Origin of the sequence: Streptomyces sp. NPDC059994 (assembly GCF_042737755.1) — a bacterium.
Classification (GTDB): domain Bacteria; phylum Actinomycetota; class Actinomycetes; order Streptomycetales; family Streptomycetaceae; genus Streptomyces.
In genome coordinates this window covers 27299-49367 of the sequence record NZ_JBHWUR010000040.1, presented here as the reverse complement: position 1 = coordinate 49367, position 22069 = coordinate 27299, and the positions used below count along the sequence as shown (strand labels likewise).

The 22069-nt window shown below is 72.9% G+C and carries 16 protein-coding genes and 1 pseudogene; 12 read left to right on the top strand and 5 right to left on the bottom strand.

The window, feature by feature from the left end; translation table 11 throughout:
* Nucleotides 1-68 precede the first annotated feature (68 nt).
* Complete coding sequence (locus ACFWA7_RS21020; protein WP_385539549.1) at nucleotides 69-1580, bottom strand: FAD-binding oxidoreductase; 1512 nt, start codon at nucleotides 1578-1580, stop codon at nucleotides 69-71.
* 257 nt (nucleotides 1581-1837) lie between these two features.
* On the opposite strand from ACFWA7_RS21020, the gene ACFWA7_RS21015 reads away from it, so the two are divergent.
* From ACFWA7_RS21015 to ACFWA7_RS20995, 5 genes are all read left to right on the top strand, one after another.
* Nucleotides 1838-3268, top strand: a complete 1431-nt coding sequence (locus tag ACFWA7_RS21015; protein ID WP_385539550.1) for a PLP-dependent aminotransferase family protein — start codon at nucleotides 1838-1840, stop codon at nucleotides 3266-3268.
* 80 nt (nucleotides 3269-3348) lie between these two features.
* A complete protein-coding gene (locus ACFWA7_RS21010) occupies nucleotides 3349-5067 on the top strand; it encodes an alpha/beta fold hydrolase (protein ID WP_385824507.1) in 1719 nt (572 codons plus the stop codon).
* A gap of 331 nt (nucleotides 5068-5398) precedes the next feature.
* Complete coding sequence (locus ACFWA7_RS21005) at nucleotides 5399-8515, top strand: BTAD domain-containing putative transcriptional regulator (protein WP_385824505.1); 3117 nt, start codon at nucleotides 5399-5401, stop codon at nucleotides 8513-8515.
* Nucleotides 8516-8578: 63 nt separating this feature from the next.
* Nucleotides 8579-9115: a SigE family RNA polymerase sigma factor gene (locus ACFWA7_RS21000; RefSeq protein ID WP_385539555.1), complete on the top strand. Its 537-nt coding sequence runs from the start codon at nucleotides 8579-8581 to the stop codon at nucleotides 9113-9115.
* 72 nt (nucleotides 9116-9187) lie between these two features.
* Nucleotides 9188-10429, top strand: a complete 1242-nt coding sequence (locus ACFWA7_RS20995; RefSeq protein WP_385824503.1) for a hypothetical protein — start codon at nucleotides 9188-9190, stop codon at nucleotides 10427-10429.
* 151 nt (nucleotides 10430-10580) lie between these two features.
* Here ACFWA7_RS20995 and ACFWA7_RS20990 read toward each other — a convergent pair whose 3' ends face one another.
* Together ACFWA7_RS20990 and ACFWA7_RS20985 are read right to left on the bottom strand one after the other, a co-directional pair.
* Complete coding sequence (locus ACFWA7_RS20990) at nucleotides 10581-12278, bottom strand: bifunctional 3'-5' exonuclease/DNA polymerase (protein ID WP_385824501.1); 1698 nt, start codon at nucleotides 12276-12278, stop codon at nucleotides 10581-10583.
* A gap of 73 nt (nucleotides 12279-12351) precedes the next feature.
* A complete protein-coding gene (locus ACFWA7_RS20985; RefSeq protein ID WP_385539560.1) occupies nucleotides 12352-13212 on the bottom strand; it encodes an NAD(P)H-binding protein in 861 nt (286 codons plus the stop codon).
* Between the two features lie 112 nt (nucleotides 13213-13324).
* Here ACFWA7_RS20985 and ACFWA7_RS20980 point away from each other — a divergent pair, with 112 nt between their 5' ends.
* The 3 genes and pseudogenes from ACFWA7_RS20980 to ACFWA7_RS20970 form a co-directional block, all read left to right on the top strand.
* The gene (locus tag ACFWA7_RS20980) at nucleotides 13325-13744 is read left to right on the top strand and encodes a winged helix-turn-helix transcriptional regulator (RefSeq protein WP_385824499.1); all 420 of its coding nucleotides are present in this window, start codon (nucleotides 13325-13327) and stop codon (nucleotides 13742-13744) included.
* A gap of 5 nt (nucleotides 13745-13749) precedes the next feature.
* The gene (locus ACFWA7_RS20975) at nucleotides 13750-14880 is read left to right on the top strand and encodes a DUF2786 domain-containing protein (RefSeq protein WP_385824527.1); all 1131 of its coding nucleotides are present in this window, start codon (nucleotides 13750-13752) and stop codon (nucleotides 14878-14880) included.
* Between the two features lie 327 nt (nucleotides 14881-15207).
* A pseudogene (locus ACFWA7_RS20970) lies at nucleotides 15208-16827 on the top strand (FUSC family protein); the annotation flags it as partial.
* Between the two features lie 63 nt (nucleotides 16828-16890).
* On the opposite strand, the gene ACFWA7_RS20965 reads toward ACFWA7_RS20970, so the two are convergent.
* On the bottom strand, nucleotides 16891-17394 hold the full coding sequence (locus ACFWA7_RS20965; protein ID WP_385824497.1) for a hypothetical protein: 504 nt from the start codon (nucleotides 17392-17394) through the stop codon (nucleotides 16891-16893).
* Nucleotides 17395-17635: 241 nt separating this feature from the next.
* On the opposite strand from ACFWA7_RS20965, the gene ACFWA7_RS20960 reads away from it, so the two are divergent.
* On the top strand, nucleotides 17636-17875 hold the full coding sequence (locus ACFWA7_RS20960) for a DUF397 domain-containing protein (protein ID WP_385539564.1): 240 nt from the start codon (nucleotides 17636-17638) through the stop codon (nucleotides 17873-17875).
* A gap of 98 nt (nucleotides 17876-17973) precedes the next feature.
* Here the strand turns inward: ACFWA7_RS20960 and ACFWA7_RS20955 are convergent, their stop codons facing one another.
* Nucleotides 17974-18477 carry an ATP-binding protein gene (locus ACFWA7_RS20955; protein WP_385539566.1) on the bottom strand — a complete coding sequence of 168 codons (504 nt, stop codon included), beginning with the start codon at nucleotides 18475-18477 and terminating at the stop codon, nucleotides 17974-17976.
* Nucleotides 18478-18788: 311 nt separating this feature from the next.
* Here ACFWA7_RS20955 and ACFWA7_RS20950 point away from each other — a divergent pair, with 311 nt between their 5' ends.
* The 3 genes from ACFWA7_RS20950 (at nucleotide 18789) to ACFWA7_RS20940 (ending at nucleotide 21885) form a co-directional block, all read left to right on the top strand.
* Entirely contained in the window at nucleotides 18789-19652 is an 864-nt protein-coding gene (locus ACFWA7_RS20950; protein ID WP_385539567.1) for a helix-turn-helix domain-containing protein, read from the top strand.
* Between the two features lie 122 nt (nucleotides 19653-19774).
* Complete coding sequence (locus ACFWA7_RS20945) at nucleotides 19775-21232, top strand: aldehyde dehydrogenase family protein (protein WP_385539569.1); 1458 nt, start codon at nucleotides 19775-19777, stop codon at nucleotides 21230-21232.
* A gap of 50 nt (nucleotides 21233-21282) precedes the next feature.
* Nucleotides 21283-21885, top strand: a complete 603-nt coding sequence (locus ACFWA7_RS20940) for a PadR family transcriptional regulator (RefSeq protein ID WP_385539571.1) — start codon at nucleotides 21283-21285, stop codon at nucleotides 21883-21885.
* Nucleotides 21886-22069: the final 184 nt, after the last annotated feature.

The window sequence follows — 22069 nt, the reverse complement described above, 5'->3', positions numbered from 1 at the left end:
GTAACGAAAGGCCAGGTCGGATCCGCTCCGACCTGGCCTTTACGGGTTCAAATGACGCTCGGGTGACGTCAGTCGATGCCCTGTGCGAACGAGAACACCCCGTACGGGTCGTACTTCGACTTGACGTAGGACAGGCGGTCGTAGTTCTCGCCGTAGTACGCCGTGCGCCAGTCCGTCAGGGCCGGGTCGATGAAGTTCTGGTACGACTCGCCCTTCGAGATCGGGTTCACCGCGGTGAAGCCGTTGTCGACGAAGCGCTGGCCGGAGGCGAGCTGGTCGCCGGAGAGGATGCCGTAGGCGAACGTGTAGTACGACATCAGCAGGGTGCTGTCGCGGTGGACGTACGCCGTCGAGGTGCGCGGGACCCTGTTCGCGGCGCCGCCGAGCGCCATGATCTCGAACTTGTGGAAGTGGCCGGCCGTGCGCTCGGTGTCGAAGACGCCGACCAGACGGGCCCACTCGGTCTCCGAGGGCGACCGGCTCAGCAGCCGGCCGCGGCCCAGGACATGGCCGAACGGGGCGAGCTTGCCGTTCGCCGGGTCCCAGGTGTTGTTGTGGCACTGCTGCTGCGAGTACGTGCCGCAGCCGAAGATCTTCATCATCGCGGACTTGTAGGTGTCCGTGTAGACGTTCTGCTGGATCGGGGCCGCGCCCGTCAGGGCTGTCAGCCGGGCGATCTCGGTGTCGAACTCCGCGCGCGTGCCGATCGAGGTGACGAGCAGAGTCACCAGTGGGGCGTTGCCCGCCGCCGAGTCGAACAGGTCGATGTTGGAGCGGCTGCCGAACGTGGTCGGCGCGCTCTCCAGCCACTGGGTGAGGCCGTGCATCGCGCCGACCGCGTGGTCGTAGCTGAACAGCAGCTCGGCCACGTTCAGGTTCGGGACGGCGGTCGGGGTGACCGTGTACTGGGTCACGATGCCGAAGTTGCCGCCGCCGCCACCGCGGATCGCCCAGTACAGGTCCGGGTTGGAGGTCGGGGACGCGGTGACCTGGCGGCCGCTGGCGAGGACGACCTTCGCCGAGGTCACCTTGTCCGCGCCGAGCCCGTGCTGGCGGGTGAGCAGACCGACGCCGCCGCCCTGGAGGAAGCCGCCGAGCGCGACGGTCGGGAACATGCCGCCCGGGATGGCCAGGCCGCTCGCGCCGAGGCCGTTGACGAGGTCGACCAGCTGCGTACCGCCGCCGACGGTCGCCGTGCCGGAGCCACCCGTCACCGCGTTGAGCTTCGAGACGTCGATGACCAGGCCGGTGGTGGTCGAGTAGCCGCCGCCGCTGTGGCCGCCGCTGCGGGCCGTCACCGGGATGTCGTGGTACTCGGCGAAGATCAGGCTGGTCGTCACGTCGGTGGCGTTCGCCGCGTACACGACGGCCTGCGGATTGGTCAGGCTGTACTGGCCGTACTCGACGGTCTTGGCCGCCGCGTACGAGGAGTCGGACGGCAGCACCAGCGTGCCCGTCAGATTCGCGCGCAGCCGGTCCCATTGGCTCGTCGTGGTGGCGGTGGCGGTGGTGAACCCCGACAGGGACAGGGCCGCGGCTCCGGCCCCCGCCATCCCGATGAACGACCTGCGTGTGATCATGCCTTGCTCTCCCCTGTGAGCCTCGTTGATCCCCTGGATCCGAGGGATCGGAATCCTGCCACGGATTCCGGCCGACAGGTGGGGCAGTTGGCCAGTACGGCGCGACCTCGACTGCCGCTCAAGTCCCGCTGGAGCTGGGGTTGTTCGGGATCCGGAAGGTCCGCCGCCGCGTTCAAGTGTGGAGCTTGACGTGGTCCGCGGCCGTGTCCGCGCCCCCTAGGCTGAACGCGTAGCGACCACGTACAGGGCGGGTGTTCATGGCGGACTCATGGGTCAATTCCGCGGAGCGGATCGGTGCCGACCTCCATGTGGAACTGGCCGGATCCGGCAGCCGGCGGGCCGCGCTCATCCGCGCGCTGCGGTCCGCCGTCCAGGACGGGCGGCTCGCGCCCGGCACCCGGCTGCCCCCGTACCGCTCGCTCGCCGCCGACCTCGGCCTCGCCCGCAACACCGTCGCCGACGCGTACGCCGAGCTCGTCGCCGAGGGCTGGCTGACCGCGCGCCAGGGCTCGGGCACCCGGGTCGCCCCGCGCGCCGAGCCCGTACGGGCCGCCCGGGTGCCCAAGAAGGTGCCGCGCCGGACCGCCGCCCCGGCGCACAACCTGATGCAGGGCCAGCCGGACGCCGGGTCCTTCCCGCGCGGCGCCTGGCTGACGGCCGCCCGCCGCTCGCTCAACGCGGCCCCCAATGAGGCGTTCGGGCCGGGCGACCCGCAGGGCCGCATCGAGCTGCGCCGGGCGCTCGCCGGGTATCTGGCGCGGGTGCGGGGCGTACGGACCACGCCCGAGCGCATCGTGATCTGCTCCGGCTTCGCCCACGCCCTGCGGCTGCTCTTCGGCGGCCAGGTGCTGCGCGGTCCGCTCGCCGTGGAGTCGTACGGACTCGCCTTCCACCGCTCGCTGCTCGCGGCGGCGGGCGTACGGACCGTGCCGGTCGGGCTCGACGAGCAGGGCGCGACGGTGGCGGAGCTGGCGGAACAGCCGGCGCTCAAGGGCGTACGGGCCGCGCTGCTCACCCCCGCCCACCAGTTCCCGACCGGCGGACCGCTGCACCCGGAGCGGCGCGCGGCCGTCGTCGACTGGGCACGCGCCCGGGGCCGGGTGATCCTGGAGGACGACTACGACGGCGAGTTCCGCTACGACCGCGAGCCGGTCGGTGCGGTGCAGGGGCTCGATCCCGAGCGGGTCCTCTACATCGGCTCGGTCAGCAAGAGCCTGTCCCCGGCGGTGCGGCTCGGCTGGATGGTGCTGCCCGAGCAGCTCGTCGACCCGGTGCTCGCGGCCAAGGGCCAGCGCGAGGCGTGGGCGAGCGTCCTGGACCAGCTGACCCTCGCGGACCTGATCGAGAGCGGCGGCTACGACCGGCACGTACGGCGGATGCGGCAGCACTACCGGGGCCGCCGCGACCAGCTCCTCGCCGCCCTCGACGAGCACGCCCCGCACATCACGGCGGCCGGGATCGCGGCCGGACTGCACGCCGTGCTGCGGCTGCCGCCGGGCACCGAGCGGGCGGTCCTGAAGGCCGCGGCCTGGCAGGGGATCGCGCTCGACGGGCTCGCCGGCTACCGCCACCCGGACGCGGCCATGCCGGCTCAGGACGGTCTGGTCGTCGGCTATGCCACCCCGCCCGACCACGCCTATCAGGCGGCTCTGGACGCCTTGTGCCGCGCGCTGCCTCCGGCGCCATGACTTCATGGACTTCATGAACTTCGGGGACTTGAGGGACTTTAGGGTGGACGGCACGGCGATCATGAGGGGGCGTGGCTGAAGTGGCCGAAGTTACGGAGCTGGTCGGGGAGTTCGACGGGGAGCGGATCAGCTGCGCGGTGGCGGAGCCCGGCGGAGTGATCCCCTCCGTCACGGTCGTCCTGCTGCACGGCGCCGGAATCGGCGACAAGGCGCGGCTCGCGGAGCTGGCGGAGGACTTCCGCTCCCGTGGCCACCGCGTCCTCGCCCTCGACTTCTCCGGGCACGGCGCCTCCAGCGGTGACCTCGCGGAGCTGAGCCTGGAGCGCCGGTTCCGGCAGGCACGGGAGGCTGTCGACGCCTACGTTCCGCCCGGCCAGAGCCTGGTCCTGACCGGCTTCAGCATGAGCGGCCAGACCGTCGCCGATCTGGCCGCGCACTACGGCTCCCGGGTCGCGGGCATCGGGCTGTGCGCGCCCGCCGTGTACGCGGACGCGGCCTGGTCCGAGCCGTTCGGGGCCGAGCCGGGAGCGCCGGGGACCCCGCCGGGGGCGCCCGTCTCGCGCTTCACCGAGATCCTCCGTACGCCCGACAGCTGGCGGGGCTCGCGCGCCCTGGACGTCTTCCGGACGCTGCGCACCCGGGTGGTCCTGGCCGTACCAGAAGTGGACGAGATCATTCCGTACGCCGTCACGGAGGCCGTGACACAGGCGCTGGCCGCCGGGAACGAGTCCCGCTTCACCCGTCTCGCCTTCGAGGGCGCGCACCACCGGCTCGGGGTGTGGTTCAGGGAGCACCCGGTCGAGCGCGGCCGGTTCGTGGACGCGGTCCTGGACGATCTGGGCGCGGACGGCTGGGAGCTGACCCGCCGCTGGGTCGACAAGACACTGCCGGAGGGCGAGCGGGTCCGGGACGCGGTGGCGCTGCGGGGCGGATGGACGTCGCAGATGCGGCTGGTCCGTACGGAAGGCGTCGACGGGCTAGATGCAGAACAAGCCACTCCCGTGCGCGAGTTGGTGCTGCGCTCCTTCGCCAAGCCCTTCTACCGGCGGCACGCGGCCGGTCTCCTCGCGCGCGAGGCCGCGGTGCTCGGGCTGCTGGCCGGGACGGACGTGCCCGCGCCCGTACTCGTGGCGGCCGACCCGCAGGGCGAGCACTGCGACCATCCCTCGCTGCTGATGACCCGCCTGGACGGCGCGGTCCGGCTCGACGAGGACGGTCTGGAGCGCCGGATCGGGCTGCTCGCGCGGCAGTTGCTGGACATCCACGGCGTCCGGGTGGCGGAGGCCGGCCGGCCCCGGGAGTACGAGCCGTGGACCTCCGCCGACCGGGTGCGCGTCCCGGCGGACACCCGGCGGCCCGACGTCTGGCGCCGGGCGGTCGACGTCATCCGGCAGCCGCCGCCCCCGTACGAGGGGTGCTTCCTGCACCGGGACTTCCACCCGGGGAACGTGCTGTTCAGCGGCGTGGGCGACGGGCTGCGGATCAGCGGGGTCGTCGACTGGGTGGAGACGTCGTGGGGCCCGGCCGCGCTCGATGTGGCGCACTGCTCGACGGCGCTCGCGCTGCTGCACGGGGTAGCGGCGGCGCGGGAGTTCGTGGCGCGGTACACCGCCGGGGGCGGACGGCTCGGCGGCGGCCTGCTCCACTGGCAGCTCCTGGACGCGCTGGCATACGCGCCGGACGCCGAGAAGGTCGCGGGCCCGTGGCGGGAGCTCGGGCGCACGGACCTGACGCCGGAGCTGCTTACCGGGCGGCTGGAGGAGTACATCGCGTCGCTGCTCGACGGAGAGGCCGACTAGGACGCTCGGGCGGCCCAAAGGTTGTACGCGATCGTAAAATTGGCGCAAAATCGCTGGTGCCGGTCAGCGGTCGTCCCGCGTCGCCGAGCAGGCGCGGACCGAGTGGCGAAGAGGCGTCCGTGGACGCGGGCAGGACGAGGTCCCCGGGCACTCACCTGGGATGCCCGAGGACCTCTCTGTCCTTCAGATCCGTTCCGACGGCGACACTCCCCCGAGTGTGGTTCTCCACCGAGCGCCGGCGGACCGGATCCGATGGACAGATCTAATCAGCGCCCACCAACAGATCGCTAACATGTGGCCAACGGTCAACGGGGCAGCCGGTGGACGGGCAGTGGGGAAACCGGTGGAGGTCGGGGTGTGCGTGCGGTTCGGCCTGCTCGGCCCGCTGACCGTGGGGGGCGAGCCCGTCGGCGGCGGCAAGGTCCGGTCCCTGCTCGCCGCCCTTCTGATGCGGCCCGGCCGGGTCGTCCCCAGTGACGATCTGAAGCTGGCCCTGTGGGGCGGCGAGCCGCCCGCCTCCGCCACCGCGTCACTGCACAACCACGTCGCCAGGCTGCGGCGGCTGCTCGACTCCGAGGACCGGGTACGGGCCGTGCCGCCGGGATACGTCCTGCGGGTCGATCCGGGCGAGCTCGACACCCAGGTCTTCGAGGACCACGCGCGCGTGGCGCTCGCCGCGCACAACCGGGGCGACTGGCCGCTGGTGGCCGAGGAGACCGCCGCCGCCCTCGCGCTGTGGCGCGGCGCGCCGCTCGGCGGGCTCTACGACCCGGCCGACGGCGAGCCCGCCCTCGTCCAGCGGCTCGGCGAGACCCGGCTGCTCGTCCTGGAGTGGAAGTACGAGGCGGAGCTGCGGCTCGGCCGCCATGAGGGGATCGGGCCGGAACTGGCGGCGCTGACCGCCGCGTTCCCGCTGCGCGAGGCCTTCCACCGGCAGCTGATGCTGGTGCTGCACCGCACCGGGCGGCAGGCGGAGGCGTTCGCCGTGCACCAGCGGCTGCGCCGCACCCTGGTCCAGGAGGTGGGCGTCGACCCGGGGCCCGCCGTCCAGGAGGCGCACCGGGAGATCCTGCGGGAGCCCGACCCGCGCGCCGAGCTGCCCGCCCCGGCCCAACTTCCGCCCCGGCCAGCCCATTTCACCGGCCGCGACGACCTGGTGGCGCAGCTCTGGACCGCCCTGACCCAGCGGCGGCGGCAGCCGGAGGCGCCCGCCGGGGTGCCCGCGCCCCCGAGCACTCCCGTAGGCACCCCGCGCGCCCCCGCCTACCCGGCCGCCCTCGCGGCCCTCTCCGCGCTCGCCGGACCTGGTGCCCCGGCACGGCCGGGCCGCGTCCCCGCGCCGCCCGGATGCGCCGCCCGGCACGAGAGCGCGCCCGCCGCCACCCTCGCCGTGATCACCGGCATGGCCGGGGTCGGCAAGAGCGCGCTCGCCGTCCAAGTGGCGCACGCCCTGCGCGAGGAGTTCCCGGACGGGCAGCTGTATCTGAACCTGCGCGGCGCGACCCCGGGGCTCCCCCCGCTCCCGCCGATCCAGGCGCTCGCCGCGCTGCTCAACGCACTGGGCGTCGACTCCCGCAACGTTCCCGACACCCCCGACGCGGCCGCCGCACTGCTGCGCTCCCGGCTCGCCCCGACCCGTACGCTCCTCGTCCTCGACGACGCGGCCTCCGCCGCCCAGGTGCGGCCGCTGCTGCCCGCGGGGGACGGCTGCGCGGTGGTCGTGACCAGCCGGTCGCCGCTGGCCGCGCTCGACGGCGCGACCCGCTTCCCGCTCGCCCCGATGACGGCCGCCGAGAGCCTCGGCCTGCTCCGGGCGATCTCCGGGCGCCAACTGGCCGACGGCGCCGCCAGGCTGGTCGAGCTCTGCGGACGGCTGCCGCTGGCGCTGCGGGTAGCGGCCGCCCGGCTCGCCGCCCGCAGCGCGCTCAGCCCCGACGCGCTCGCCGGACTCCTCGACGCCCAGGACGGGCGCCTCGACCACCTGGAGTACGACGACCTGAGCGTGCGCCGCTCGCTCGCCGTCGCCCTCGGCGCGCTCGACCCGGACGCGGCGCTCGCGCTGCGCCGCCTGGGAGCGCTGGACCTGCCCGCGTACGAAGTCCCCGTCGTCGCCCGGCTGATGGGCCTGCCGGAGCGGCGGGCGGGGGACGCCCTCGACCGCCTCGTCGAGGTGGCGCTCCTGGAGGAGATCTCGTACGGGCGGTACGCGCCACACGACCTGGTCCGCGACTTCGCCCGTGAGTTGGCCGCCCGGGACGACGGTCGGGAGGCCGCCGTCGAGCGCGGGCTGCGCTGGTACGCCGAGGCCGCCCGGCAGAGCGGCCTGGCCCTGTCCCCGCCCGAACGCGAGGGCCCCGCGCGCGTACCCGAGCCCGTCGGGGACGCCGCCCCGTTCCCGGACACCGCGGCCGCGCTGGCTTGGGGGGACCGCGAACTGCCCGCCGTCCTGACGCTCACCGAGCGGTACGCGCGCTGCTCGCCGACCGTGTTCCTGCTGGTCAGAGCGTACTTCAGCCATCTCCAGTACCGGGGCAAATACGCCGCGCTGCGCCACCTCAACCGGTTCGTCCTGAGCGCCGCCCGGACGAGCGGCGACCGGGTCGCGCAGGCGCACGCCCTCGGGGACCTGGCCGGGGCGAACTTCCTGGCCAGCCGCATCGAGGAGGCCCTGGCCCTCAACGACGAGGCGATCGCGCTCTGGCAGGAACTCGGGGAGCGGGGCCGCACCCAGCGCACCCTCGCCAACCGCGGCATGCTCCTGGAGCGCCTGGGCCGGCACGCCGAGGCCGCCGAGCCGCTCCAGCGGAGCCTGGCCCTGACCCGCGAGCTCGACGACGCCTACGGCGAGGCGATCATCCTCAGCCACCTCGGCAACCTGCATGAGCACACCGACGCGCGCGTGGCCATCGCCTACCACGAGCGCAGCCTCGCGACCGGCGGCCGCATCGGCAGCGAGCTCCTGGCGCACACCGCGCACTGCAACATCGGGTACGCCCACCTCACCCTGGGCGAATGGGCGGCCGCCCTCGGCCACTTCGAGCGGGCGCTGCGGATCCTCGGCGAACAAGGTGACTGGCACGGGCGCTCCCAGTCCGCGGTCGGCCTGGTCCGGGTCCTGGGTGAACTGGGCCGTACCGACGAGGCGTACGCCGCCTGCGCGGACCTGCTCGACCAGGCCGTCGAGCGGTGCGACGCGTACACCGAGGGGCTGGGCAGGCGTGAATACGGCCGCCTGGAGCGGTCGCGCGGCCGTCTCGCGCAGGCGCGGGTCCAGTGGGAGCTGGCGCTGACGGCCCTGGAGGGCGGCGACCCGAAGGCGTACGCGGAGGTGGCGGGGCTGCTGGCGGGGCTAAACGCGGGTCTGGACGCGGGTCTGGACGCGGGGCAGGGCGCCGGGGTGGGCGCGCGGGAGGACGGGGAGGGGCGGGTCGCGGCGGAAGCCGGGTGAAACATTCCCGGGCCCCCGTCGCGTCAATGAGGTGTAGGGGAGGTCAACGGGTCGGGGGAGAGCATGAGAAAGCTGGGGCAGCCGAGGCAGCCGAGACAAGCGCGTACGGATGAGTTCCTGGAGTTCGCGTCAGGCAGAGCGAACCACCTCTTCCGCGCCGCGTGCCTGCTGACCAGTGGAGACACTCATCTCGCCGAAGACCTGGTGCAGGAGACGCTGGGCCGGATGTATGCGCTGTGGGGCCGGATCTCCCGGATCGACAACCCCGCGGGATACGCGCAGACGATCCTCGTGCGCACGTTCCTCACCCACCGGCGACGGCGCTCGGCCGACGAACAGCCCATAGGGGAACTGCCGGACCGGCCCGTGACCACGGACGGGGACCCGGCCCTGCGGCTCGCGCTGCTCGACGCGCTCGCCCGGCTCGCGCCCAAGGACCGCGCGGTGGTGGTCCTGCGGTACTGGGAGGACCGCAGCGTCGAGGAGACGGCCGAGGCGATGCGGGTCAGCTCGGCCGCGGTCCGCACCCGCTCGGTGCGCGCGCTGGCGAAGCTGCGCGAACACCTGGGCGGCAGCCTGGCGGAACTCGCAGCGCTCTGACGACCACGCACCACGCACCACACACGACTGACCACCGACCACTGAGCACGAAGCGAGGAGTGGGGTTCCACCATGCCTTTTGAAGACCAGCTCGGCGACGCGATGCGCAGCACCGGCGACGGCTTCGTCCCGCAGGACAGCCACGCGCTGCTCGACGGCGCCTTGATCAGCGGCCGCCGCCGGTTGGCCCGGCGCCGGGCCGCCACGGTGACCGGCAGTGTGGTGGCGCTGGCCGCGGTGGGCCTCGGCGGCGCCTGGGCGGGCGGGCTGGTCGGCGGCTCGTCCGGCGGCTCGGGGGGCTCGGGCGGTGCGGCCGCGTCCGTGGCGGCGCCGCCCAAGTCGACTCTCCCGGAGGGGGTGTCGGTCGACGCCGAACAGATGATCAAGAACCTCATCTCGCTCCTCCCGCAGGGGAAGACCAGTGACGAGCAGGGCAGTGGCACAGGTGGCCCGGCCGACAAGCCCAAGATGCCGGCCGCGTCGGTCGTCTTCGACGACGGCAAGGGCAAGGGGTCGATCGGGATCTCGCTGAGCACGATCGATCCGGCGGGCCAGGGCGCCACCGGGTATGTGGCCTGCCCGTCGAAGGCGATCACGGACTACGACCACTGCGCTGCCGAAGTGCTGCCCGACGGCTCGCGGTTCATGTTCTTCCAGGGGTACGAGTACCCGGACCGCCGCGAGGAGACGAAGAGCTGGCGGGCCACGCTGGTCACCCCGAAGGGCGTACTGGTCGACGCGAGCGAGCACAACGCGCCCGCGGAGAAGGGCGCGAAGATAAGCCGCGTCGACCCGCCGCTGACCGGAGCGCAGATGAAGGCGCTGGTCACGGCCGAGGTGTGGAAGACGACCATGGCGGGTGCGAAGGTGCCGCGCCCGGAGGCGGTGCACCCGGCCGAGCCGAGCGGGGCCTCGATGCAGGCCAAGCTGGTCGCCTCCCTGCCGAAGAAACTCAAGGTCGTCGACCAGGGAAACCAGGGTGGCTACGCGTTCGCGGTCGTGGACGACGGCAAGGGCAAGAGCCTGGTCGGCATCAACGTCCAGCCCGGGATGGGAGACGTCCCGCTGCAGGGCACGGTGTCGACGCTCCCCGACGGCACCCGGGTCGGCGAGGAACAGCGCCCGGGCGAGAAGGGCGGCGCGGGCGTGGTGTGGTGGACGGTCGACACGATCCGCAGGAACGACCTCCGCGTGGTCATCAGCGCGTTCAACACGGGCAACCAGAACGCCCCGGCGACCCGCGCCACTCCCGCACTGACGATGTCCCAGCTGAAGGCGATAGCGCTCGATCCGAAGTGGGAGAAGCTGAGCTGAGCGATCCGCTGGGAGGTGTGGTGATTCGGCTGCGGACCGGCTGTGGCTTGTCGCTCCCCAAGTTCTCGGCTTCGCTCGAACAGGGGGGGCCTCCATCGCGGCGGAGCCGCATAGGTCACGGCCCCGCGTCCCTATGGGGCGCCGTGGGCGCTCACTTCGCCTCCGAGTACCGCTCCACCACCGCCGTCGTGAACGGGAACCTCACCGGGGTCTCGCCGAAGGCGATCCGGCCGGCCAGCTCGCCCGCCGTGCGGATCGCCTTCACGACCTGGGGGGCCTCGGCCTCAGGGCAGTGCACGACGACCTCGTCGTGCTGGAAGAAGACCAGCTCGGCCCGCGTCCCCGCGGCGGCGAGCTCCTGGCGCAGCGCGGCGAGCAGCAGCAGCGCCCAGTCGGCGGCGCTGCCCTGGACGACGAAGTTGCGGGTGAAGCGGCCTCGGGCCCGGGCGTTGGTGGACGCGTATCCGGGGGTGAACTCGCCGTCCGGGGAAGGAAGTTCAGCGCCGCCCTCCTGGGGTAGGCCCGCCTCGCCGTCGTCGCCCGCCCCGGCCGCAGGCGGGCTGGTGCGGCCGAGCCAGGTCCGTACGAGACGGCCTTCCTCGCCCGCCTTCGCGGCGTCGTCCACATACGCCACGGCCCGGGGGAAACGGCGGCGCAGGGCGGCGAGGTTCTTGAGGCCGTCGCCGGACGTCTGCCCGTAGATCGCGCCAAGAAGTGCGAGCTTCGCGTGGTCGCGGTCGCCGGAGAAGGCGCGGTCGGACAGGGACGTGTAGAGGTCGCCGTCGTGCCCGGCCACCTCCATCAGCCCCGGGTCGCGGGAGATCGCGGCGAGCACGCGCGGCTCCATCTGGTCGGCGTCGGCCACCACCAGGCGCCAGCCCTCGTCGGCAACGACCGCCTGCCGGATGACCTTGGGGATCTGCAGTGCGCCCCCGCCGTTGGTGGTCCAGCGGCCGCTGACCGAACCTCCCGGGGTGTACCCGGGGCGGAAGCGGCCGTCGCGCACCCAGTCGTGCAGCCAGCTCCAGCCGTGCGCGGTCCAGATCCGGTACAGCTTCTTGTACTCGACCAGCGGCGCCACGGCCGGATGGTCGATCTCCTCCAGGGCCCAGCGGCGCGTGGAGGTAATCCGGAAGCCCGCCTCGGCGAACGCCTTGATGACGTCGGCGGGCAGATCGGGCCGGACCCGGCGGCCGAACGCGGCCGACACCTCGTCCGCGAGCTCGGCCAGCCGGCGGGGCTCGCCGCCGCCCGCGTACCGCTCGCCGAGCAGTTCGTGCAGCAGCGCGCGGTGGACGTCCGCGCGCCAGGGCAGGCCCGCCCGGTTCATCTCGGCGGCCACCAGCATCCCGGCGGACTCGGAGGCGGTGAGCAGCCGCATCCGGCCGGGGTGCTCGGCCTTCTCATGCCGCCGCTGCTGCTCCGCGTACACCTCGACCAGGGCTTCGAGCGGCAGGGCGGTGCCGCTCGGCGGCTCGAAGAGGGGGGACTGGCGGCCGGGCTCGGCGGCGCGGGCGGGCGGGTCCGCCGGTACGGGCAGGTGGCGCAGCCGGGCCCAGGCGGCCGCTGCCGAGCGCGGCTCCCCGAGGCGGCCCTCGTGGCCGAGGAGGAGCAGCTCGGCGGCCTCGATGTCGTAGCACCGCTCGACGCGGACGCCGGCGGAGAGCAGACGCGGGTAGAGGTCGGCGGTCGAGCGCCACACCCAGCGCCCCACGTCAGGCCGCGCCCGGACCGCCCCGGCCAGATCGGGCTCGTGCACCACGGGCCCCTCGGGCAGCCCGTCCCGCCCGAGGGCGACGAGCCGCGCGCCGCCGTCCTCGGTGGGGTCCAGTGCCCATTTCTCGTCCACGAGTGCGAGTGTGGCACCGGCCACTGACAACGGCGTTCCGCGGCGCGGCGCCGGGCGGCGCTACCGGGCGGCGCTACCGGTCGGCCGCCGCCCCCACCACGGCCGTCACGGCCTCCGCGTACACGTCCAGTGGATCGAGCGGCGCACGGCCCAGGAGATCGCGCAGCTCGCCCATGTCCGTGGTGGCGAGGAAGCCGCCGGCGATCGCCGAGTAGGTGCCGACCAGCATCGGCACCTGGAAGTCCAGCGCCCCGGACGCGGAGATCCGCTGGCGTGCCGCGGCCAGGGTCTCGGGCTCGAACGCAGTCCCGGTCACGGCGGCCAGCTCGGCGCCGCCGAGGGCACGGGGACCGACCAGTTCGTAGACCCGGCCCGCGTGCGGGGTGGGGTCGAGGGCGACGCGGGCCGCGATCTCGGCCAGGTCGGCGCGGGCCACCGCCGCGAGGCGGCCGTCGGCCAGGGGTGCGGTGAGGCGGCCGTCGGCGCCGGGGGCGGCGAGGAAGGCGAGGAGCTCGGAGTAGAGCCCGTTGCGCAGGACCGTCCACTTCAAAGAAGTGGACGCGCTCAGGCGGCGCTCGGTCCAGCGGTGGGCGAGGGCGTACGGCAGGTGGTCGCCCGCGCCGGTGAGGCTGGTGTAGACGACGTGGCGCACCCCCGCCTGTTCGGCTGCCGAGATCGCGCCGTCGTGGCGGGCGATCACGCTGTCGTCCTCGCCGTCACCGGCGGAGATCAGCAGCAGGGTGTCGACCCCGGCGAACGCCTGCGGCAGGGACTCGGGGTCGTCGAAGTCGACGCGCCGGGCGCCGGGCAGCGGCGCGCGCGTGCCGAGTACGACGTCGTCGCGGTCCGCGAGACGCTCGGCGACGAGTTGGCCGAGCCCGCCGGAGACACCGGTGACGAGCAGCATGGAAGACCCCCGGGAGAAGTGACGCACGATGCGGAAGGTGATGCGGAAGGTGATGCGGTAGGTGGAGTGGTTCGTGGATGTGTTCGGTAACTGCGACCATCGTGTGCGGTCCGGCACGCGCGCGTAAGGAGGCACTTCGATGTCAGTGGGGCACACGGAGGTAACCACCCCCGAGAGCCGACGGCTGATCACCGACCCCGTGATCAGCTGCGAGACCCCGCAGGACGAGTGCGGGGTGCGCGATGTGCTCGACCGGCTCGGGGACAAGTGGTCGGTGTACGTCGTGGTCGAACTCGCCGCGGGCGTCAGGCGGTTCCGCCAGCTCCAGCGCGCGGTGCCCGGCATTTCGCAGCGGATGCTGACGCTGACCCTGCGGCGCCTTGAGCGCGACGGTCTGGTGGACCGGACGGTGTACCCGACCGTCCCCGCGCCGGTCGAGTACGAGCTGACCGAGATGGGCCACAGCCTCACCCACCTGGTCAAGGCGCTCGCGGACTGGTCGATCGGCCACCGGGACGCGATCGCCCGGGCCCGGCGGGACTGGGACGCGGCGCAGTGACGACGGTGGAGCGGGCGCTGGCCGCCGCGCTGTACGCCGAGTCCGACGCGGACCTGGACACGGGCGCGTCGCTGCTCGCCGCCGATCCGTCCGCCGACGCCGAGCTCGCCCTGCGCGGGCAGGAGCTGATCGGGCGGGCGTGGGAGCGGGGGTGGCAGCCGGCCGATGTCGTACGGATGGTCCGGCGCGAGCTGGCGGAGCCGCACGTACGGCTGGCCGTGGAGCTCGTCCTCGTACAACTGAAGCGGTACGAGCGGTTGCCGGCGCGGTGGGCGGAGCAGGTCGAGGCCCTCGCCGACGCTGTCCGGGGAGCGGGGGACCGGGCCGAGGACCGTTTCACGCGCGCGACGGCGGTGCTTGAGCTGTACCGGCTGCTGCTGCGGCTGCCCGCGATCGAGCCGGTGGGGCCGGTGCCGGGCACGCCCGTGCACCTGCCGCCGGCGCACGGCGAGCCGAAGGCGCTGACGCGGATCCGGGCTCTGCTCGCCAAGGCGGAGGCGACGGAGTTCCCGGAGGAGGCGGAGGCGCTGAGCGCCAAGGCGCAGGAGCTGATGGCGCTGCACAGCATCGACGAGGCGGTGCTGGCGGCGGGCGGCCATCGGGGCGACGCGCCGGGGGCGTGCCGGATCGGGGTGGACGCGCCGTACGAGACGGCCAAGGCGATCCTGCTCGACGCGGTCGCCTCGGCCAACCACTGCCGGGCGGTGTGGAACGGGGAGTTCGGCTTCTCCACGGTCGTGGGCTTCGAGGCCGACCTGGAGGCGGTCGAGCTGCTCTACACGTCGCTGCTGGTGCAGGGGACGGCGGCGATGACGCGGGCGGAGGCGGCGCAGCGGGCGGGCGGGCGCCGGCGGACGAAGACGTTCCGTCAGTCCTTCCTGCTGGCGTACGCCAACCGCCTGGGCGACCTCCTGTCGGCGACGGCCCGCCAGGTGGAGTCGACGGCGTCCTCCACACTGCTGCCGGTGCTCGCCACGCGCGCGGTGGCGGTCGCGGGGCGGGCGGAGGAGATGTTCCCGCGGACGGTACGGACACGGGTGCGGGGGGCGACGGACGAGGCGGGCTGGCTGGACGGCACGACGGCGGCGAACCGGGCCCACCATGCGCCGGGGCGCCGGGGCTTGCCGCCGGGCTGAGGCTGTTTCCCCCACCCCGCCCCTTCCCGCTGTGACATGTGCGGCTCCGCCGCGTGGCCTCCGGGGGTGGGTGGGGGTGGAGGCTCGTTTCCCGGGGGCTTCGCTCCCGGACCCCCGTTGCGGGGCCTGCGGCCCCTGCACCCCGCTTTCGGGGCTCCGCCCCGGACCACGCTCCTCAAACGCCGGAGGGGCCGGAGGTGCCCGGACCTCGCTCCTTGCACGCAGGAGGAGGGAGTTGCCGTGCCCGTTCAGGGGCGCGGGGAACTGCGCGACCAGCCCAAGACGGCCCGCACCCGAACAACGTTCAGCCCCCGGCGAGGCCCTACACTCGTCCCGATCCGCCGCTGGGGCGCCCAGCGCGACGCGCTCGCCGACGCCCGGGCCGCCGTGGCCGACTACGCCCGACGGCTGCGGCACGACCCGCGCGCCCCGTTCGACCCGCTTAGCCCCTGATGACCGCCCGGCTCGCCGCCGCCGTCACTCCCCGCGAGGCCCGCCGCCGCCCGGCGGAGCTGCACGGATCGCGGGGCGTGGCCGAACGCATCCGGCCGGTCCTCGCCCCGCTCGCGGACCCCGCGCTGGGCGTGCCCGAGGAGGGTCCTGAGCGCGACCGGGTACGCGAACTGCTCGGCGCCGCCGCCTCCGTGCTCGACGCGGCCGCCCGCGCGATCCGGCACGGCGAGGCCGTACGCATCCCCCCGCCCGCCGAGGCCGCCCTCAGGACGCCCGACACCGGTGCGATCCTCACCGGCCCCGCCTTCCGCGCCGCCACCCGGCTGACCGCGCTCCTCGGCGATGTCGTGGAGACGGCCGAGGGCACCGGCGGCGACGGGGCCGAGCCGCTGCTGAGGCCCACCCTGCCCCGGCTCGTCCCCTCGCCCTGCGCACCATGCGGGCCGAGCTGGGCCGCCGCGACTCCCCGGTCTTCCGGCACGCCACCCGGGTCTGCGCGGTCGCCGCCACCGGGTACCTCCTCGGCAAGGCCCTGCCGCTCGGCCACGGCTACTGGGCGCCGATGGCCTCCGTCATGGTGATGCGCCCGGACTTCTCCCAGACGTACTCCCGGGCGGTCGCCCGCTTCGGCGGCACCCTCGTCGGCGTCGCCCTCGCCACCGGCCTGGTCCAGCTCGCCCACCCCGGGCCGGGCCTGTCGGCCGCGCCGGCGGTGCTCTGCGCGTTCCTGATGTATCTGCTGATGCGTACGGGATGCGCGGCGGCCAGCGCGCGTGCACCTCCGCGTACGTGGTCTTCCTGCTCGGCACCGGCGGCCTCCAGTGGACCCAGACCGTCCCCGACCGGGTGCTGCTCACCCTGCTCGGCGGGGTGCTGGCGATTGCCGCGTACGCCCTCTACCCGGCCTGGGAGACGCCCAGGCCGCGGACCCGGCTCGCGGACTGGCTGGCCGCCTGCGGGCGGTACGCGGCGGCCGTCGCCGACCGGTACGCCGACCCCGCAGCGCCCGCCGAAGAGGTGCGCCGGGCACTGCTCGACGCCCGCGCGGCCCGGGCCGCCTGGCAGGAGGCGCTGGAGCGGGCCACTCACGAACCGGTACGCCACCGGGGGCTGTCCAGGGCCGCCGCCGAGGGGGCCGGGCACGCGGTGGGGCAGCTCGGCCGGATCGCGATGCTGATGGAGGCGCACGTGCCCGAGCGCGGCGCGGCCCCGGTCCCGGCCGCCGCCGCGTTCGCCGGGGCGCTGCGCGGGGCCACCGAGCGGGGTGCGAAGGCGGTGCGGGAGCGGTGGGTGCCGCAGTGGGGCGAGGCGGAGAAGGCGCTGGCCGCGTGGGACGGCGAGGGGGCGCCCGCCGGGTCCGACCGTGTCGTACGCAAGGGCGCGGGCCTGCTCCTCCACTGCCTGGAGGAGCTCTCGGACGCGCTCGCCTCGCCCGCCCCGCCGATGGCCCTCAAGGACGCCGGGCCGCCGCCGTCCCGGCAGGGAAGGTCCTGACGGGAAGGTCCTGGCGGGAAGGTCCTAACGGGAAGGTCCTGGCGGCAAGGTCCTGACCGCGGGTCAGGGCGTCGGCAGTCCCGCCGTCGGGATGCCCGTCGGCAGTTTCCCGTCCAGCTCCGACTTGGTGAAGGTGTCGGTCTTGCCGCCCTCCCACTTCACCGTGAGGGTCTTGCCGTCCGTGCTCAGCGAGGGCATGCCCGCCGCGCGGTCGGTGTTGCCGTCGGCGCACCTCAGCTCGATCATCGCCATGCCGTTGTCGCTGACCGTGCCGCTGCACGTGTGTTCGCCGCCGAGCGCCACGGTCGCCCCGCTGATCACCAGGGCGGTGGGCTTGCCCTGGAGTACGGCCGCCCAGGCGCCGGCGATGTCCTTGGCGGCCACCTTGCCGCCGTTGCCACTGCCGTTGCCGCTGCCGCCGCTCGCGCTCGGGCTCGGGCTCTGCCCGGTGCCGCCGGTGCTCTCGTCCTTGGGCTTGTCGCCGCCGTCCGAGCTGGAGCACCCGGTCAAGGCGAGACAGGCGGCGAGGGCCACGGCGCCCGCCCCGGTACGTACATGCCTGTGCACTGCGCAATCCCCTTGCCTCAACGGTTCCCGGACGCGACAAGCTACCAGCGCGTGAACCAGGTGGGCGCGGGACGCGTCTATACCCAGTGGACGAGGAGTCCAACCCGGTGAAATGCCTGTAACGGCCCGAGTACCGCGCGTGCACGTGCATATGCTCATGCAGGCGCACATGAACACGGCTATGATCCGGGGCAGTTGACCTTTCACAGATGCACGCCTGCACATCCCCCCGGGAGCGACCTTGCACCACGCGTACAACGGCATGGCGGCAACGGAGCTTCAGGGTGTCGTCTGGCAGAAGAGCCGGCACAGTAACTCCCAGGGGACCTGCGTGGAGTTCGCCAGGCTGTCGGGCGGGAGGGTTGCCGTCCGCAACTCGACGTTCCCGGACGGACCCGCGCTGGTCTACACGCGCGCGGAGATCGAGGCGATGCTGCTCGGCATCAAGGACGGCGAGTTCGACCACCTGATCACCGACTGAGCCCCCTGGCTCACTGGATCACTGGCTCACTGAACCCCGCATACGCGAACGGGCCCCCATCCGGGGGCCCTCATGTCGTACGGGTGAGAAGCGCCGGGTCAGTCGACCGGCTGGAGGCGGAACAAGGCCCAGACCACCTTGCCGCTCAGCGTGCCCGTGAGCGGGTGCCAGCCCCAGGAGTCGCTGAACGAGTCCACCAGGAACAGGCCGCGCCCCGACTCGGCGTCGCAGTCGTCGGAGCCGGGCGAGGACGGGCTGTCCACACTGGGGTCGCGCACCGCGCACACCAGCCGGCTGGTCCAGCGCATCAGATGCAGCCGCACGGGCGGCGCGTCGGACTCGCGGGCGGTGTCGGCGGGCAGCGCGTGGCGCAGTGCGTTGGTGACGAGCTCCGAGACGACCAGGGCCACTTCGTCGAAGCGCTCCGACAGCTCCCACTGGCCGAGCGTCTTCTTGGTGAACTGTCTGGCACCGCCCACGGCTTCATAGCGGGCGGGCAGCGCACAGGACGCGGAACAGGCCACGGCGGAGGGGTCGATGGGCGGGAGGGCCTGCTTCAAAGGCTCCAACGGCTCCAGCATGGTCGATCCATTCGTCCCCATGCGAGGCACTCCCGGGATTCGCGGCCGTGGCGGTACAGGCGAACGTGGCGTACAGCAGAACAGAACGCAGGACACAGCAGGACACAAGACGAGCACGCAGGTGCGCGGGGACCATGGTTCCGAATGCCCGCTCCTGATGCAAGGGCAGATGCACGTGCACGTGCCAGACCTGTCCAACCCCGTGGTGATTGTTGCTCATTTCTTCCCGAGGCCGATTTCGGAGCTTGACCATTTCCGTAATCGATTGAGTACGGGCTGAAGCGTTTTGGTGGCAGACTGCCGTGCACCGTCGGTTGGGGAGGGACAGCGAAGTGACCGCAGGAGAGTCGAGCGGGTCGGTGGTCCGGCGTATTCTGCTGGGCTCACAGCTCAGGCGCCTGCGCGAGTCCCGGGGCATCACCCGTGAGGCCGCCGGGTATTCGATCAGGGCGTCCGAGTCGAAGATCAGTCGTATGGAGTTGGGGCGGGTGAGCTTCAAGGCACGGGATGTCGAAGACCTGCTGACGCTCTACGGGGTCACCGACGACGCCGAGCGCGCGTCGCTCCTGGGGCTGGCGAAAGAGGCCAACATCGCGGGCTGGTGGCACAGTTACGGCGATGTGCTGCCCGGCTGGTTCCAGACGTACATCGGTCTGGAGGGCGCGGCCTCGCTCATCCGGATCTATGAAGTGCAGTTCGTCCACGGCCTGTTGCAGACCGAGGCGTACGCCCACGCCGTCGTCAGGCGCGGCATGCCCAACGGGTCGAACGCGGAGGTCGACCGCCGCGTGGCGCTGCGCCTGGAGCGCCAGAAGGCCCTCGTCTCCGAGCGCGCGCCGAGGTTCCACGCCGTCCTGGACGAAGCGGCGCTGCGCCGCCCGTACGGCGAACGGGACGTGATGCGCGGCCAGTTGAAGCACCTCATAGAGGTGTCCGAGCAGCCGAACGTGACCCTCCAGGTGATGCCGTTCAGCTTCGGCGGGCACGCCGGCGAGAGCGGGGCCTTCACCCTGCTGCGCTTCCCGGAGTCCGACCTCTCCGACATCGTCTATCTGGAGCAGCTCACCAGCTCCCTCTATCTGGACAAGCCGGAGGAGGTCGCCCAGTACGAAAGGGCGATGGAACGGCTCCAGGAGGACAGCCCGGGACCGGAGGAGAGCCGCGATCTTCTCCGTGGACTGCTCCAACTCATCTGATACGTCAGTACGATGACGTCACATCAGGGTTGTGTACCAGAAGCGGGGGACACAGTGGACGCGACGACGAACACGTTCGCGACGGACACGGTGGCGGCGCAGTGGCAGCAGTAAGGGATGGCATGTCCTTCTTCACCGACCTGGCCCACCAGTACATCGACGGCGAGTGGCGCACCGGCAGTGGGTCGTGGGACATCATCGACTTCGATCCGTACAACGGGGAGAAGCTCGCCGCCATCACGGTCGCCACGGTGGACGAGGTCGACGAGGCCTATCGAGCGGCCGAGCGCGCCCAGATCGGCTGGGGTGAGACCAACCCGTACAGCCGAAGACTGGTCTTCGAGCGCGCGCTGAGGATCACCGAGGAGCGCGAGCCGGAGATCATCGAGGCGATCGTCACCGAGCTGGGCGGCACCCGCCTCAAGGCCGGGTACGAGGTGCACCTCGCCAAGGAGTTCCTGCGCGAGGCGATACAGCTGGCGATACGGCCGGAGGGCCGGATCCTGCCCTCGCCCGTGGACGGCAAGGAGAACCGCGTCTACCGGCTGCCGGTCGGCGTGGTCGGGGTGATCAGCCCCTTCAACTTCCCCTTCCTGGTGACGCTGAAGTCGGTCGCGCCGGCCCTGGCGCTCGGCAACGCCGTCGTCATCAAGCCGAACCAGAACGCGCCGGTGGTCGGCGGCGGCCTCATCGCCAAGATCTTCGAGGACGCGGGCCTGCCGGCCGGGCTGCTGAACGTGCTGGTCACGGATATCGCCGAGATAGGCGACGCGCTGATAGAGCACCCGGTGCCCAAGGTGATCTCGTTCGCCGGCTCCGACCGCACCGGCCGCCATGTGGCCGCCGTCGCGGGCAGCCACTTCAAGCGGGCCATCCTGGAGCTGAGCGGCAACAGCGCGCTGGTGGTCCTGGACGACGCGGACATCGACTACGCGGTCGAGGCGGCGGTTTTCAGCCGGTTCGTCTACCAGGGCCAGGTCTGTATGGCCGCCAACCGCGTCCTGGTGGACCGGAGTATCGAGCAGGAGTTCACCGAGAAGTTCTGTGCGCGCGTCGCGGCTCTCAAGACCGGCGACCCGGCCGACCCGGCCACCGACATCGGCCCGGTGATCAACAACTTCCAGGCGGACGCGCTCACTTCGCTGGTCGACCAGGCCCTGGCCGAGGGCGCCACCGCGCTCGTACGGGGCCGCACGCGCGGCAGCCTTGTCGAGCCGACCGTTCTGACCGGGCTGCCCGAGGACTCCCCGCTGCTGCGGCAGGAGATCTTCGGCCCGGTGGTGCTGCTGCTCTCCTTCGACGGCGAGGAGGAGGCGGTACGGATGGCCAACGACAGTCCGTACGGACTGAGCGGCGCCGTCCACACCGCCAACGTGGAGCGGGGTGTGCGGTTCGCCAAGCGGATCGTCACCGGGATGATCCACGTCAACGACTCGACCATCCAGGACGAGCCGCTGGTGTCGTTCGGTGGCGAGAAGTACTCGGGGCTCGGGCGGCTCAACGGGGACTCGACGGTGGAGGCGTTCACCACCCAGAAGTGGATCTCCGTGCAGCACGGGAGGAGCCTGTTCCCGTTCTGAGCGACGAGCTGGTTGCTCTCGCGAACGGCCGGGGTCATAGGCTGACGCGCATGTCAGCGATCCGACTCCTCGTCCTCGGCGCGATCCGCCAGCACGGCCGGGCGCACGGCTACCAGGTCCGCAACGACCTGGAGTACTGGGGTGCCCACGAGTGGTCCAACGCCAAGCCCGGCTCGATCTACCACGCCCTCAAACAGATGGCGAAAGAGGGCGTGCTGCACGCCCATGAGATCGCGCCGAGCACGGCGGGCGGCCCGCCGCGCACCGAGTACGAGCTGACGGACGCGGGCCGCGAGGAGTACCTGAAGCTGCTGCGCGCGGCGCTGACCTCGTACGACCAGAAGATGGACATGCTCTCGGCGGCGATCGGCTTCATGGTCGACCTGCCGCGCACGGAGGTGGTGGCGCTGCTGCGCGACCGCCTGGAGCGGCTGGCGGCGTGGCGCACCAGGGTGACCGAGTACTACACCCCCGAGGAAGGCCCCGAGTCCCTCGGCCACATCGGCGAGATCATGAACATGTGGGTCCACTCGGCGGACGGGGAGGCGGCGTGGACGGGCGGCCTGATCGCCCGGATCGAGGGGGGCGCGTACACGTTCGCGGGCGAGGGGGAGCCGTTCGTGGGGGTCCTGGCGGACGGGGGCGCCCCATAGGGGTGCGGGGAACCACGCGACCAGCCCCCCACCGGCCCGCAGCCGAACACGCACCCCGCGACAGCGGCGCCGCAGCCGAACACCGCATCCCGCGAGGCCCCCGCATCCCGCGACAGCGGCGCCGCAGCCGAACACCGCATCCCGCGAGGCCCCCGCATCCCGCGAGGCCCCCGCATCCCGCGAG

Excerpts from the sequence above, each read along its gene's own strand:
- ACFWA7_RS21020 (WP_385539549.1), bottom strand. The coding sequence starts at position 1,580 with ATGATCACACGCAGGTCGTTCATCGGGATGGCGGGGGCCGGAGCCGCG.
- ACFWA7_RS21015 (WP_385539550.1), top strand. The coding sequence starts at position 1,838 with ATGGCGGACTCATGGGTCAATTCCGCGGAGCGGATCGGTGCCGACCTC.
- ACFWA7_RS21000 (WP_385539555.1), top strand. The coding sequence starts at position 8,579 with ATGAGAAAGCTGGGGCAGCCGAGGCAGCCGAGACAAGCGCGTACGGAT.
- ACFWA7_RS20995 (WP_385824503.1), top strand. The coding sequence starts at position 9,188 with ATGCCTTTTGAAGACCAGCTCGGCGACGCGATGCGCAGCACCGGCGAC.
- ACFWA7_RS20980 (WP_385824499.1), top strand. The coding sequence starts at position 13,325 with ATGTCAGTGGGGCACACGGAGGTAACCACCCCCGAGAGCCGACGGCTG.
- ACFWA7_RS20955 (WP_385539566.1), bottom strand. The coding sequence starts at position 18,477 with ATGGGGACGAATGGATCGACCATGCTGGAGCCGTTGGAGCCTTTGAAG.
- ACFWA7_RS20945 (WP_385539569.1), top strand. The coding sequence starts at position 19,775 with ATGTCCTTCTTCACCGACCTGGCCCACCAGTACATCGACGGCGAGTGG.
- ACFWA7_RS20940 (WP_385539571.1), top strand. The coding sequence starts at position 21,283 with ATGTCAGCGATCCGACTCCTCGTCCTCGGCGCGATCCGCCAGCACGGC.